Genomic DNA, 13,511 nt, shown 5'->3' with positions numbered 1-13,511 from the left:
CAAGCTCCCAACCCAAGGGCCGCCCCTCCATCCTCGGCGGCCGATTTGCGTAACCGGGAGTTCGGTCATGGTGCAGTTCGCCGCCAACCTGACGATGCTCTACAACGAGCATCCCTTCCTCGACCGATTCGCCGCGGCGGCCGATGCCGGCTTCCGTGGGGTCGAGTATCTGTTTCCCTATGATTTCGCCGCCGACGCGCTGGCGGAGAAGCTGCGCCAGCATGGGCTGACCCAGGTCCTGCACAACCTGCCGGCCGGCAACTGGGGCGGCGGCGAGCGCGGCATCGCCATCCTGCCCGACCGTGTGCAGGAGTTCCGCGACGGCGTCGCCCGCGCCATCGACTATGCCGGCACGCTGGGCTGCCGCCAAGTCAACTGCCTCGTCGGCATCCTGCCGCAAGGCGCCGACGCCGCCACCGCCGAAAGCACGCTGACCGCCAACCTCGCCTATGCCGCCGACGCGCTGGCCGGCGCCGGCATCCGCCTGCTGATCGAGCCGATCAACACCCGCGACATCCCCGGCTTCTACCTGACCCGCACCCGCCAAGCGCTGGACCTGATCGCCAAGGTCGGCTCCGACAATCTCTTCGTGCAGTATGACATCTACCACATGCAGATCATGGAAGGCGATCTGGCCCGCACCATCGAGGCCAACCTCGCCCGCATCGCCCATGTCCAGCTGGCCGACAACCCCGGCCGCTTCGAACCCGGCACCGGCGAGATCAATTATCCCTTCCTGTTCAAGCATCTGGACGCCATCGGCTACAGCGGCTGGGTCGGCTGCGAATACAAGCCGAAGACGACGACGGACGAGGGGCTCGGCTGGTTCGCCCCCTACAGGACCGAACCGGCGCACGCCTGAAGCACCCTCATCCATTCAAAGAGAAGGACTATCGTCATGAAGGTCGGTTTCATCGGTCTCGGCATCATGGGCACCCCGATGGCGGGGCATCTGCTGGACGCCGGTCACACGCTCTACGTCCACGACATCAAGCCGGTTCCGGCCGAATTGACCGATAAGGGCGCCATCCCCTGCCCGAGCGGTGCGGAGGTCGCAGCGGCGGCCGAGGTCATCATCACCATGGTGCCGGACACCCCCCATGTCGGCGCCGCCCTGTTCGGCGAGAACGGCGTCGCCGCCGGCCTGTCGGCTGGCAAGATCGTGGTCGACATGTCCTCGATCTCGCCCATCGAGACCAAGGAATACGCCAAGCGCATCAACGATCTCGGCTGCTCCTACCTCGACGCGCCGGTGTCGGGCGGCGAGGTCGGGGCCAAGGCCGCCTCGCTGACCATCATGGTCGGCGGCCCGCAGGAGGCCTTCGACACGGTCAAGCCGCTGTTCGAGAAGATGGGCAAGAACATCACGCTGGTCGGCGGCAACGGCGACGGCCAGACCACCAAGGTCGCCAACCAGATCATCGTCGCGCTGACCATCGAGGCGGTGGCCGAGGCCCTGCTGTTCGCGTCCAAGGCCGGGGCCGATCCGGCCAAGGTCCGTCAGGCGCTGATGGGCGGCTTCGCCTCCTCGCGCATCCTGGAGGTCCATGGCGAGCGGATGATCAACCGCAACTTCACCCCCGGTTTCCGCATCGAGCTGCACCAGAAGGATCTGAACCTGGCGCTGAGCGGCGCCAAGGCGCTGAACCTGTCGTTGCCGCACACCGCCAGCTGCCAGCAGCTGTTCAACGCCTGCGCCGCGCAGGGCGGGGCGGCCTGGGACCATTCCGGCATGCTCCGCGCGCTGGAACTGCTCGCCGGGCACGAAGTCGGGTCGAAGTGAGGGGTCAGGGGCGCCGTCACATGATGGCGCCCCACCCAAACCATTGGCCTGCCAACCATTCGCGTGCATTCTAAGCGCCCAGCCACCCACGACGCCCGAGCGACCATGACCGCCACCGCCCCCGCTGCCGCCACCGCTTCAGACGCCCTGCTCCACGACCTGTTCCAGGCGGCGCTCACCGCGGTGACCGCCGAGACCCGGCTGCCGGCTGCCCTGCCGCAGCCGCCGAAGGGCCGCACGGTGGTCATCGGTGCCGGCAAGGCGGCGGCGGCGATGGCGAAGACGGTGGAAGACCACTGGCCGGGGCCGCTGACCGGCCTCGTCGTCACCCGCTACGACCACGATTTGCCGACCGAGCGGATCGAGGTGGTGCAGGCCAGCCACCCGGTGCCCGACGCCGCGGGGCAGGAGGCGGCACGGCGCATCGTCGACATGGTGCAGGGGCTGACCGCCGACGACCTCGTGCTCTGCCTGATCTCCGGTGGCGGCTCCGCCCTGCTGGCGCTGCCGGCCCCCGGCATCACGCTGGAGGACAAGCGCGCCGTCGCCAAGGCGCTGCTGAAAAGCGGCGCCGACATCGGCGAGATGAACTGCGTGCGCAAGCACCTGTCGGCGGTGAAGGGCGGCCGGCTCGCCGCCATGGCCCACCCGGCGCGCGTCGTCTCGCTGCTGGTCTCCGACGTGCCGGGCGACGATCCGTCGGTGATCGCCAGCGGCCCGACCGTGCCCGACCCGACCAGCTTCGCCGACGCCCGCGCCATCCTGGCGAAATACGGCATCGCCCCGCCGCCCGCCGTGGCCGCCTTCCTGGAGGCTGCCGAGGACGAGACGCCGAAGCCCGGCGACCCGCGGCTTGCCGGCGCCGAGACCACCATCATCGCCACCCCGCAGGACGCGCTGGAGGCGGCGGCGGCGCTGGCCCGCGACCGCGGCTACACCCCGGTCATCCTCGGCGACGCCATCGAGGGCGAATCGCGCGAGGTCGCCAAGGTCCATGCCGGCATCGCCCGGCAGGCCGCCCGCCACGGCCAGCCGGCCCCGGTGCCCGCCGTGATCCTGTCCGGCGGCGAGACCACGGTGACGGTGCGCGGCCAGGGCCGCGGCGGCCGCAACGTCGAATTCCTGCTGGCGCTGGCGGTGGCGCTCGACGGCCATCCCGGCATCCGGGCGGCGGCCTTCGACACCGACGGCATCGACGGGACGGAGGACAATGCCGGCGCCGTCCTGCGCCCCGACACGCTGAAACGGGCCGAGGCGATGGGGCTGGACGCCAAGGCCTTCCTCGCCAACAACGACGGCTACAGCTTCTTCAAGGCGCTCGGCGATCTGGTCATCACCGGCCCGACGCGGACCAACGTCAACGATTTCCGGGTGATCGTCATCGACCGGACCTGACGTTCGGCAAAAAGGCGGCTGGCGGAGGCCAACACTGGAAAGAGGTGCGCCTGTGCAGGTCACCTCAAGGCACTGTAAGCACGATCTTTCCGAAACCGCCGCCGCGCTCCATCGCCTCGTGCGCCTGCACGACGTGCGCCAGGGGAAACACCTGCGAAACCACGGCGTGCAGGGTGCCGGAGGCGACGAGCGGCAGCATGCGATCGGCAAAGCGCCGAACCATCGCGCGCTTCTCATCCGGCTGCCGTGACTTCATCACCGTTCCCACCAGCCGCAGATGGTTGTGAAGCAGCAGGCCGAGAGGAATTGACGCATCGCCTCCGCCTCCCATCAGCCCGACCTGCACCAGGATCCCGCCCGGCCGCAGGCTGCGCAGGTTGGCGGCAAGCGTATCGCCGCCGATGAAATCGACCACCGCGTCGAGCCCCCGGCCTGCCGTGAACCGCCGCGCCTCCGCCTCGAAATCCCCCGACCGGTAGTCGACCGCCGCCTCAGCCCCCAGCGAGAGGACATCGCCGAGGCGACCGGCACCGGCCGTCGCCAGGACACGGCCCCCCAAGGCGCGGGCGACCTGCACCATGGCGGAGCCGACACCACCCGCCGCGGCGTGGACGAGTACGGTCTGCCCGGTGCCGAGACCCGCCAGATGTCCAACGACCTCATAGGCGGTGACGAAGGATTCCATCACTGCCGCCGCCTCGATGAAGCCGAGATGATCGGGCATGTGGACAGCCAGCGCCTGATCGACGCGCGCGACCTCCGCATAGGCACCGCCGCCGGTGATCGCCATCACCCGGTCGCCGCGGCGGAACCCCGTCACCGCCCCGCCGACTTCCACCACCTCGCCGGCCAGTTCGAGGCCGAGAAGCGGGCTGTCGCCGTACGTCTCCGTCCCATAGACCCCCTGCCGCTGCAGAAGATCGGCCCGGTTCACACCGGCGGCACGCACCCGCACCAGCAGATCCGTCGGCCGGATCTCCGGGACAGGCACTTCGGCGAGGCAGAGAACATCCGCCCGGCCGAAGTCCTCGAAGACCGCCGCCTTCACTTCACACCCTCCAGCGCCCGCACCTTTGCACGCCGCGCAATGCTGGCCGCGAAAAGCGGCGTCTCGCGCCGGTTGTGATCGCCACCGGCGGCTTGACGGGCGGCGGCGGCGGCTTCGTAGGACAGTTGATGCGCCTCCAGAAACTCCATGAAGACATCCGTGGGATGCGCGGTCACCCGGTTGGTGTAGCGGGTCCGGCCATTGTCGATGGCTTCGGCCATCAATTCCCAGACGACATTGACCTGCGTGCGGCCATTCGCCGTGAAGACGTCGGAGATCGAATTCATCCGCACATAGGCCGGGCCGGCTTCCTCGGCGACGTAATGCTGGACCACCAGCCCAGTCCCGATCATCTCGACATTGATCGACATCCGGCGACCGTCGTCGGTCGTGGTGATGCCGGCGGCGATATGGTCGGGTGCGCAGCAGCGCTGATATTCGGCCTCCGGCAGTGAAAACAGCCATTCCTCGATGTCCACCTGATCCAGCGGCACGTCGATTTCGGCCGAATAGGCGGATTGGGACAGGATGCGATCCAGGACTTTCATTGTACTCTCCATTTCACCTCAGTCGGGCTCCGGCGCCCGGCTGTTGGAATGGACCTTACGCAGCCTCCGCAGGGGCGAGAATGCAGCCAGACATCGAAACCTTTTTGCTCGGAACGCAAAGATGATCGATCCGCGCTTCGCAGAGCATCTGACGGTCTTCGTCGATGTGGTCAGGGGCGGCAGCTTCTCCAACGCGGCGCGGCGGCGCGGCCTCACGCCGTCCGCCATCGCCCGCCAGATCGACGCGCTGGAACACAGCGTCGGCGTCCCGCTCTTTGTGCGCTCGACCCGCGCCCTGGCGATGACCGATGCCGGTGAGCGGCTTTTAGAACGCGCGCAACGGCTTCTGGACGATTTGGCCGACACCCACGCGGAGATCGCCGCCTTCGACGGAACGGTGACCGGCGTCTTCCGCCTCGCCTGCTTTCCCACCTTCGGCAAGCGCTATGTGATCCCGGCGGTGGAGGCGGCGATGCAGGACCATCCCCGGCTGACCGTCGAACTCGATCTGACCGAACGGCTGGCAGACCCGGTCCTCGAACGTCTCGACGCGGTGATCCGCATCGGAGAGCTGGCGGACAGCACGCTCATCGCCACCCGTCTCGCCGGACAGAAAAGGCTCCTCGTCGCCTCGCCGGACTACCTGTCGCGCAACGGGACGCCGGCCGACCGCCCCTCGCTCGCCGGTCACCGGCTGATCGACAAGCTGCATGGCGCCGATCTGCTCGGCTGGACGGACGTGCTCGGCCATCCGGCAGGGCATCGGCAGGATGCCGGCGTGGTCTTCCGCTGCGACGACTTCGAGGCGATGCGGGGCGCGGCTCTCTCCGGAATCGGCATTGCTTTTCTGCCGGATTGGGTCGTCGGGGCCGACGTTCGTGCCGGCGCTCTCCTGCGCCTGACTCTCGACGCCGAATCCGGGGCCAAATCCGGAGCCGAATCTTGGAATATGTCGGATACGGGCATCCACCTGCTGCGCGCCTTGGCGCAACCCTCCGCGAAATTCCGGGTGGTGAGCAGCGCCATCCGTACGGTGATCGGTGCGCCACCGGTCTGGACTTCCTGATCCCGGTTTTGCACGCATCGCACAATCGGGCCTTGCCGCCACCGTAAGACTCCACGGAGGTCGGCATCATGTGTCCGGCGACGTCCGCCACCTGAGACGGATGTCCAGTGCCGGACCTCGGCAAAGCGGTCCTCGACGGAATTGCCGCTATTGCGCTTTCTTCGTCAGCTGCGCGATGTAAATCCGCGCCAGCGATTTCAGGATCGGCGGCATCGCCATCACCGCATCCTCGAAGCTGCGCTTGTCGATCACCTCGCAAACCCCGCCGCTCACCGCCACCGCGGTGACGTCGGGCTTGCGGCCGGTCAGCAGATAGATCTCGCCGAACAGGCTGCCCGGCCCGAAGCTGGCGATCTCCTCGTCCTGCGTGCCCCGGCCGGGGCGGAACGCGACACGGCCGGACTGGATCAGATAGGCGGCGTTCAGCGGCTCGTTGGGGCTGAAGAAGACGTGCCCTTCGCGGATCATCCGGCGGTCGGCCACCTTCTGGAACGAATTGGTGGAGCGGAAATCCACCGCATTGCCGACCCGCTCGGTCGGCGGCAGGCCATAGTCGCGGCGGATGGCGGCGATCAGGCTCTGCAACAGGTAGGACGCCAGCGGCGGGCTGCGCTTCAGCAGGCCGCGGAACACCTCCCGCGTCACCTCGACGCACGTCACCTCGGTCAGCGCCCGCACGGTGGCGCTGCGCTCGCCATCGTCGATCAGCGCCATCTCGCCGACCACCGCCCCCTTGCCGACCACCCCCAGCCGCCGGACGCTGCCGTCCGCGGCGGTCAGCAGCACCTCCAGCTCTCCGGATTCGATCAGCCATGCCCGGTCGGCGCGCTCGCCCTGCAACATCATCACGATGCCGGGCTCGATGGTGTAGCGCTTGGGACCGGAAGAGGCGGACTGCGTCATTGGGCGGCTCGGGACAGGCGGAGGTTATCTCCCCACTCTACCCCATGGCCGCCGCATCGTCAGCCTCGGGTCTTCATCACGCCATGGTCGCGGGCCGGCCCGCCGCCAGTGCCGCCGCCACGGCCCAGGAACTGGCGCAGGAAGGCGACGACCTCCGGCGAATCCCACTCCACCGCCCCTTCGACGCGGCCAAGCTCACGGCCCTCGGGATCGACCAGGATGGTGGTGGGCAGCCCGCGCAGCGACAGCGCCTTCATCGACTCCGAACCCGGATCGAGGAACACCGTCAGATGCTCCACCCCCGTCTTCTTGTAGAAGGGCTCGACCGCCGTCCGCCCGCCGCGGTCCAGCGACAGCGCCACCACCTGGAAGGCGTCGCCGCCCAGCTGGGCCTGGAGCCGGTCGAGCGACGGCATCTCCTTCACGCACGGCCCGCACCAGGTCGCCCACAGGTTCAGCAGGATCACCCGGTCCTTGAAATCGGCCAGATCGACCCGCCGCCCCTCGGCATCGACGAAGGACAAGGGCGGCATCGGCTTGGGCTCCGCCCCCTTGAACTTCTCCAGCTTGTCGGCGCCGGTGGAGGCGGCGGGCGTGACCGCGTCGGACGCGCCCAGCCGCACCACCTCCGGCGCAGCAGGCGCCGCACCGGCGCTCCACCACAGGCCGGCCCCGGCCATGCACACACAAACCGTTGCGACCGCCGTCAAAGTCCGCATACTCACGCTTCCTCGCTCCCCTTCACCCGAATGCCCCGGTATCCGTCCCCATGAGCGCCGATCAGACCACGCCGACTTCCGCCGCCCCGACCGGCGCCTCCACCGGCTCTGCCGCACCCGCCGCCAGCCAGATGTGGGGCGGGCGATTCGCCCGCGGTCCCGCCGCCATCATGGAGAAGATCAACGCCTCCATCGGCTTCGACAAGCGGCTCGCCGACCAGGACATCGCCGGGTCGAAGGCCCATGCCGCGATGCTGGCCAAGCAGGGCATCATATCCCAGGCCGACGCCGACGCCATCATCGACGGGCTCGACCGCGTAAAGGCAGAGATTGACGCCGGCAGCTTCACCTTCAAGGTGGAGCTGGAGGACATCCACATGAATGTGGAGGCCCGGCTGGCCGAACTGATCGGCGAACCGGCCAAGCGCCTGCACACCGGCCGCTCGCGCAACGACCAGGTGGCGACCGATTTCAAGCTGTGGGTGCGCGACGCCATCGACCGCACCATCGCCGGCCTGACCGCGCTGCAGACCGCGCTGATCGACCTGGCGGAGCAGCACACCGGCACGGTGATGCCGGGCTTCACCCATCTCCAGGCGGCGCAGCCGATCAGCTTCGCCCATCACCTGCTGGCCTATGTCGAGATGTTCGGGCGCGACCGCAGCCGGTTCCGCGACGCCCGCTGCCGGCTGAACGAATGCCCGCTCGGCTCGGCGGCGCTGGCCGGCACGCCCTACCCCATCGACCGCTTCATGACGGCGGAGGCGCTGGGCTTCAACCGGCCGACCGCCAATTCGCTGGACGCGGTGTCCGACCGCGACTTCGCGCTGGAATATCTGTCGGCGGCGTCGATCTGCGGCATGCACCTGTCGCGCTTCGCCGAGGAGATCGTGATCTGGTGCTCGGCGCAGTTCCGCTTCATCAAGCTGTCGGACGCCTTCACCACCGGCTCGTCGATCATGCCGCAGAAGAAGAACCCCGACGCGGCGGAGCTGGTGCGCGCCAAGGCCGGGCGCGTCATCGGCAGTTTGAACAGCCTGCTGATCGCCATGAAGGGCCTGCCGCTGGCCTATTCCAAGGACATGCAGGAAGACAAGGAGCCGGTGTTCGAGGCCGACGACACGCTGGCGCTCTGCATCGCCGCCATGGAAGGCATGGTGCGCGACATGCAGCCCAACGTGCCGGCGATGCGCGAGGCGGCCGACCGCGGCTTCCTGAACGCCACCGACCTCGCCGACTGGCTGGTGCGGGAGCTGGACATGCCCTTCCGCGAGGCGCACCACGTCACCGGCCGCGCCGTGAAGGCGGCGGAGGACCGGCGCGTCGGCCTGACCGACCTGACGCTGGCCGAACTCCAGGCCATCGAGCCGCGCATCACCGACGCCGTCTATCCGGCGCTGAGCATCGAGGCGTCGCTGAACAGCCGCACCAGCTTCGGCGGCCCGGCCCCCGTCCGCGTGCAGGAGGCGGTGAAGGCCGCCCGGGAGCGTTTCCTGTGAACAGCCGTCTTCCCCGCTCCGTCTCCCTGACCGTCCTCGCCCTGGCCGGCGCCCTGGCGCTGGCCGGCTGCGGCAAGAAGCCGAAGGCTGTCGACAGCCCGGTTCCCGAAGGGCAGGTCGATCCCTTCCCCCGCACCTATCCCAACCCCTCGCTGGACCCGAAGCCCGGTAAGCCGGCCGGTTCCGGAGTCCAGTTCCCATGACCGCCCGCACCGGTGCCCCGAACGGCTCGCCCATGAGCGTCTTCGCCTACCGCAACGGCGTTCTGCACGCCGAATCCGTGTCGCTGGAGGATGTGGCGCGGGAGGTGGGCACACCCTTCTACCTCTATTCCACCGCGGCGCTGGAGTCGCACTACAACGCCTATGCCGGCGCCTTCGCCGGCCAGGATGCCGGCGTCTGCTATGCGCTGAAGGCCAACTCCAACCTCGCCGTCATCCGCACGCTGGCGAAGCTGGGGGCCGGCGGCGACGTGGTGTCGGTCGGCGAGATGAAGCGCGCGCTGGCCGGCGGCATCCCGCCCGAGCGCATCGTCTTCTCCGGCGTCGGCAAGACCCGCGACGACCTGCGCGCCGCCCTTGAGGCCGGCATCCACCAGATCAACGTGGAATCGGTGCCGGAGCTGGAGGCGCTGAGCCAGATCGCCTCGTCCATGGGCGTGGAGGCTCCCATCGCCTTCCGCGTCAACCCGGACGTCGACGCCAAGACCCACGCCAAGATCGCCACCGGCAAGAAAGAGAACAAGTTCGGCATCGACTACGACCACGCGCGTGAGATCTACCGCCGCGCGGCGGCCCTGCCGGGCATCAAGCCGGTCGCCATCGCCGTCCATATCGGCTCGCAGCTGACCGACCTCGCCCCCTTCCGGGCGGCCTACGAGCGGGTTGCGGCGCTGCTGCACCAGCTGCGCGAGGACGGCCACGACATCCAGCGCCTGGATCTCGGCGGCGGGCTCGGCATCACCTACAAGAACGAGGCGCCGCCCGATCTGGCCGACTATGCCGCGATGGTGCGCTCGATCACCGGCAATCTCGGCTGCCGGATCACGCTGGAGCCGGGCCGCTCGCTGGTCGGCAATGCCGGCATCCTGGTCAGCCGCGTCATCTATGTGAAGCAGGGGCTGCACCGCCGCTTCGCCATCGTCGACGCGGCGATGAACGACCTGATCCGCCCGTCGCTGTACGACGCTTATCACGGCATCGTGCCCGTCGCGGAACCCGCTGCCGACGCAGCTGCCGAGCCCTACGACGTGGTCGGCCCGGTGTGCGAGAGCGGCGACACCTTCGCCGTTCAGCGCCCGCTGCCGCCGCTGGCCGACGACGACCTCGTCGCCTTCCTGTCGGCCGGCGCCTATGGCGCGGTGATGGCCTCGACCTACAACACCCGGCCGCTGGTGCCGGAGGTTCTGGTCAACGGCGACCGCTTCTCCGTCATCCGCCCCCGCCCGACGGTGGAGGAGATGCTGGCGGCCGAGCGGGTGCCCGATTGGCTGTAAGGGACTGGCTGTAAAGGACTGGCGCCCCCTCCACATCGGAGAGGGGGCGGTCCCCGTCAGGCATCCAGCACGAACCGGGCGTTCTTCGCGGTCAGTGCCTCGAAATAGGGGCGCAACGTGGCGTCGTCGAAGCCGAATGCCTGCTGGAAGCGGATGATCAGGTCGCGCTCGCCCTGCTCCGCCTCGCCGTCGGCCATGGCGCTGTCGATCATGTTCAAGAGGATGCACAGCCGCTGCTGCTGGTTCAGCTTCGGCGCGACTTCGGCCAGGAAGCTGTCCGGCGGGGTGCTGCGCGCATATTTGAGGCAGCCGTCCAGCTCCTCCCGCGAGGCGCGGCGGCCGAGGACGGAAACCAGATGGCCGACCTCCTCCGGGTCGATCTCGCCATCCGACCCCATGCAGTAGACCAGCGACACCACCAGCGCACGGCGCGGATTCATCTCCAGCGGCGCGTTGCCCTTGAACATATCGAACAGACCCATCGTTCGACCTCCCCAATGGTTCAGACGCCCGCCCATTTGGGCCCATGGGACAGGCCGCGCAAGAGGAGGGGCGGCGCGATTTTTTTTGAATGAGGCGGGCGTTTCCGGTCCCGCAAGCCCCCTGAAACTGTCCGGCCATCGGGGCAAACCCCAAGCCCCCTCCCGCTCGAATAGCACAGCCGCTCCCCCGGTTTCGTGATAGTTTGGATGTGAAGTTTCGGGCGGGCCGCATCGCGCATCGGCACACAAAAGGGGGATTTGTGGGACGCTTCCTACGGGGCGCGCTGGTGGTGGTCGTCGTGCTGGCCGCATTGGCGGGCAACGCGGCCCACAGGGTCTATTACGATTACCAGGACACCCAGCAGCGCCGCTTCGCCCTGGTGCAGGACATGGCCCGGCTGGTCGACGACCATGTCCGCCGCACGGTGCGGACGGCGGACGTGGCGCTCGACCAGGCGGCGGCCATGGTGGCGGAGGCCCGCGGCCTGGAGAAGCTGCGCGACCTGAAGCATTGGGCCCGTCTGCGCGAATATGCCGCCCAGGTCGAGGGCGCCGATGCCATCTGGATTTACGACGCCGACGGCCGCGCCGTGCTCGAATCGGCCAGCTTCCCCAACCGCATCGCCGATTTTGCCGACCGGACCGGTCTGGAGGCCCTGCGCGGCGGGACGCGCCTGCACATCGGCGCGGCGCAGCCGGTCCGCACCGGGGCCTATCCGCTGGTCTTTCCGGTTTCCCGCCCGCTGCATGATGACGAGGGGCGTTTCGTCGGGGTGGCATCCGTATCGATCCGGGTGAACCACCTGACCGACTTCTACAGCATTCCGGGTTTCGAGTTCGATCCGCTGATCGCCGTCTACCGGCCGAACGGCGAGGTGGTCGCCCGCCGCCCGGAGCCCGAAGCCTCGGCCGGACGCACGGTCGCCGCAGCGCCGCTGTTCCAGTCCCGGCTGCGCGAGGCGCCGGAGGGGCAGTACCTGTCGCTGTCACCGCTGGACGGGGTTCTGCGCATCGCCGCCTACCGGACCGTGCGCGACTATGGCTTGGTGGTGCTGGCCGGCATCGACCGGGACGAGGCGATGGCCGTGTGGCGCACCCGCACCCTGCACACGGTGGTGGAGACCCTGGTCGGCCTGCTGGCGGTCCTCGGGATGCTGGCCTGGGGAATGCGCTATCTCGACCGCGAGCGCAAGGCGCAGGTCGCCTTGGCCGAGGCGCGGAACGCGGTGGAGCGGACCAGCGCCGAACGCGACGAGAGCGCCCGGCTCGCCGCCGCGCTGAACCAGGCCCGCGACATGGCGGAGAGCGCCCGGCAGGCCGCCGAGGCCGCCAACCGGGCCAAGGGCGAGTTCCTGGCCGGGCTGAGCCACGAGCTGCGCACGCCGCTGAACGCCGTCATCGGCTTCGCCGACCTGATCGCCCGCGAGGCGGAGGGGCCGGTCGGCACCCCATCCTACCGGCAATATGCCGCCAATGTCCGCGACAGCGGCCAGCATGTGCTGGAGCTGATCAACGAGATCCTCGACCATGCGCGGGCGGAAGCCGGGGCGCTGACCCTCGAGGAGGGGCACTGCGACCTGGAGGACGCGGCGGATTTCGCCGTCCGCATGTTGACCCCGCGGGCGGAGCGCGCCGGCGTGCTGCTGTCGGCGGTGGTGGCGCCGGCGGTGAGTGCCTTGCGCGGAGACGACCGCCGCATCCGCCAGATCCTGTTGAACCTGATCGCCAACGGGGTGAAATACACGCCGTCCGGCGGATCGGTGACCCTGTCCGCCCTGCTGGAGGACGGCACGCCGGTGATCCGCATCACCGACACCGGGCTGGGCATCCCGGCCGAGGATCTGGATCGCGTGCTGGAACCCTTCGCCCGTGTCGAGAGCGCCGACCACCGCGGGGTGGAGGGCGCCGGGCTGGGCCTGCCGCTGACCAAGCGGCTGGTCGAGCTGCATGGCGGCACGCTGGCGCTGCGCAGCACGCTGGGCGTCGGCACCACGGTGACGGTGCGGCTGCCGGCGAACCGCCTGTTGCCGGCGGAGGCTTCGGGCAGGACAGCGGCACCGCCGGCCCGGCCGGCCGCCGCCGGCAGCCCGGCCATCACCCGCCCAGCCATCGCCCCCGCCGTCCCCGCACAGCCTGCGGCCCAGCCCTTGCCGCCTGCGCTTTCCCCGCCGCCGGCCGGACCGCTGTCGATCCTGCTGGTGGACGACGACCCGACCGTGCGCGACATGGTCTCCGGGCTGCTGCGCGGCTGGGGCCATCGGGTGATCGCGGCGACCAACGCCAACGAAGCGCTGGTGGTACTGGACGGGCCGGAGAAGCTCGATCTGCTGCTCAGCGACGTCGTCATGCCGCCGGGCATGGACGGGACGGAACTGGCCCGGCACACCGCCCGCATGCGCCCGGGCCTGCCGGTTCTGCTGGCCTCCGGCTTTGCCGCCCATGCCGTCGGCACGCCTGCCGGCTTCGGCCCCGACGTGGCGATGATCGCCAAGCCCTTCTCCATCGACGACCTGCGCCGGCAGCTTGCCCGCGTCGCCGGCCGGCGGGCGGAGACGGCAGCCCAGGCTCAGGCA

The 13,511-nt window shown here is 69.3% G+C and carries 13 protein-coding genes; 8 read left to right on the top strand and 5 right to left on the bottom strand.

The window, feature by feature from the left end:
• Window positions 1-67 precede the first annotated feature (67 nt).
• From hyi to TSH64_RS08410, 3 genes are all read left to right on the top strand, one after another.
• Window positions 68-862, top strand: a complete 795-nt coding sequence (hyi, locus tag TSH64_RS08420; protein ID WP_109096360.1) for a hydroxypyruvate isomerase — start codon at window positions 68-70, stop codon at window positions 860-862.
• 36 nt (window positions 863-898) lie between these two features.
• A complete protein-coding gene (gene glxR / locus TSH64_RS08415) occupies window positions 899-1,783 on the top strand; it encodes a 2-hydroxy-3-oxopropionate reductase (RefSeq protein WP_109096359.1) in 885 nt (294 codons plus the stop codon).
• A 105-nt stretch (window positions 1,784-1,888) separates the two neighbouring features.
• Window positions 1,889-3,178 (top strand): glycerate kinase, encoded by a 1,290-nt coding sequence (locus TSH64_RS08410; RefSeq protein ID WP_109096358.1) that lies wholly within the window; start codon window positions 1,889-1,891, stop codon window positions 3,176-3,178.
• Window positions 3,179-3,242: 64 nt separating this feature from the next.
• On the opposite strand, the gene TSH64_RS08405 is transcribed toward TSH64_RS08410, so the two are convergent.
• Together TSH64_RS08405 and TSH64_RS08400 are read right to left on the bottom strand one after the other, a co-directional pair.
• On the bottom strand, window positions 3,243-4,226 hold the full coding sequence (locus tag TSH64_RS08405) for an NAD(P)H-quinone oxidoreductase (RefSeq protein WP_109096357.1): 984 nt from the start codon (window positions 4,224-4,226) through the stop codon (window positions 3,243-3,245).
• Window positions 4,223-4,774 carry a hypothetical protein gene (locus TSH64_RS08400; protein WP_109096356.1) on the bottom strand — a complete coding sequence of 184 codons (552 nt, stop codon included), beginning with the start codon at window positions 4,772-4,774 and terminating at the stop codon, window positions 4,223-4,225. The genes TSH64_RS08405 and TSH64_RS08400 overlap by 4 nt, the downstream gene beginning before the upstream one ends.
• Window positions 4,775-4,895: 121 nt before the next feature.
• On the opposite strand from TSH64_RS08400, the gene TSH64_RS08395 reads away from it, so the two are divergent.
• Entirely contained in the window at window positions 4,896-5,840 is a 945-nt protein-coding gene (locus TSH64_RS08395) for a LysR family transcriptional regulator (RefSeq protein ID WP_109096355.1), read from the top strand.
• A 147-nt stretch (window positions 5,841-5,987) separates the two neighbouring features.
• On the opposite strand, the gene TSH64_RS08390 is transcribed toward TSH64_RS08395, so the two are convergent.
• Window positions 5,988-6,743, bottom strand: a complete 756-nt coding sequence (locus TSH64_RS08390) for a cyclic nucleotide-binding domain-containing protein (protein WP_109096354.1) — start codon at window positions 6,741-6,743, stop codon at window positions 5,988-5,990.
• Between the two features lie 59 nt (window positions 6,744-6,802).
• On the bottom strand, window positions 6,803-7,423 hold the full coding sequence (locus TSH64_RS08385; protein ID WP_247872819.1) for a TlpA disulfide reductase family protein: 621 nt from the start codon (window positions 7,421-7,423) through the stop codon (window positions 6,803-6,805).
• 170 nt (window positions 7,424-7,593) lie between these two features.
• On the opposite strand from TSH64_RS08385, the gene argH reads away from it, so the two are divergent.
• From argH to lysA, 3 genes are read left to right on the top strand one after another with little or no spacing between them, the layout of a single operon-like run.
• Window positions 7,594-8,961, top strand: coding sequence for an argininosuccinate lyase (gene argH, locus TSH64_RS08380; protein WP_199237770.1), 1,368 nt, complete (start codon window positions 7,594-7,596; stop codon window positions 8,959-8,961).
• The gene (locus TSH64_RS08375) at window positions 8,958-9,164 is read left to right on the top strand and encodes a hypothetical protein (protein WP_109096351.1); all 207 of its coding nucleotides are present in this window, start codon (window positions 8,958-8,960) and stop codon (window positions 9,162-9,164) included. The genes argH and TSH64_RS08375 overlap by 4 nt, the downstream gene beginning before the upstream one ends.
• A gap of 32 nt (window positions 9,165-9,196) precedes the next feature.
• Window positions 9,197-10,456 carry a diaminopimelate decarboxylase gene (gene lysA, locus TSH64_RS08370; RefSeq protein WP_109452416.1) on the top strand — a complete coding sequence of 420 codons (1,260 nt, stop codon included), beginning with the start codon at window positions 9,197-9,199 and terminating at the stop codon, window positions 10,454-10,456.
• A gap of 56 nt (window positions 10,457-10,512) precedes the next feature.
• On the opposite strand, the gene TSH64_RS08365 is transcribed toward lysA, so the two are convergent.
• Window positions 10,513-10,938, bottom strand: coding sequence for a TerB family tellurite resistance protein (locus TSH64_RS08365; protein WP_199237510.1), 426 nt, complete (start codon window positions 10,936-10,938; stop codon window positions 10,513-10,515).
• A gap of 260 nt (window positions 10,939-11,198) precedes the next feature.
• Between TSH64_RS08365 and TSH64_RS08360 the strand changes: the two genes are divergently transcribed.
• The coding region (locus TSH64_RS08360) for a hybrid sensor histidine kinase/response regulator (protein ID WP_109452412.1) at window positions 11,199-13,511 on the top strand (2,313 nt) is incomplete at its 3' end.

It is taken from the genome of Azospirillum sp. TSH64 (assembly GCF_003116035.1).
GTDB lineage: Bacteria > Pseudomonadota > Alphaproteobacteria > Azospirillales > Azospirillaceae > Azospirillum.
This window is presented reverse-complemented; position numbering and strand designations above follow the sequence as displayed.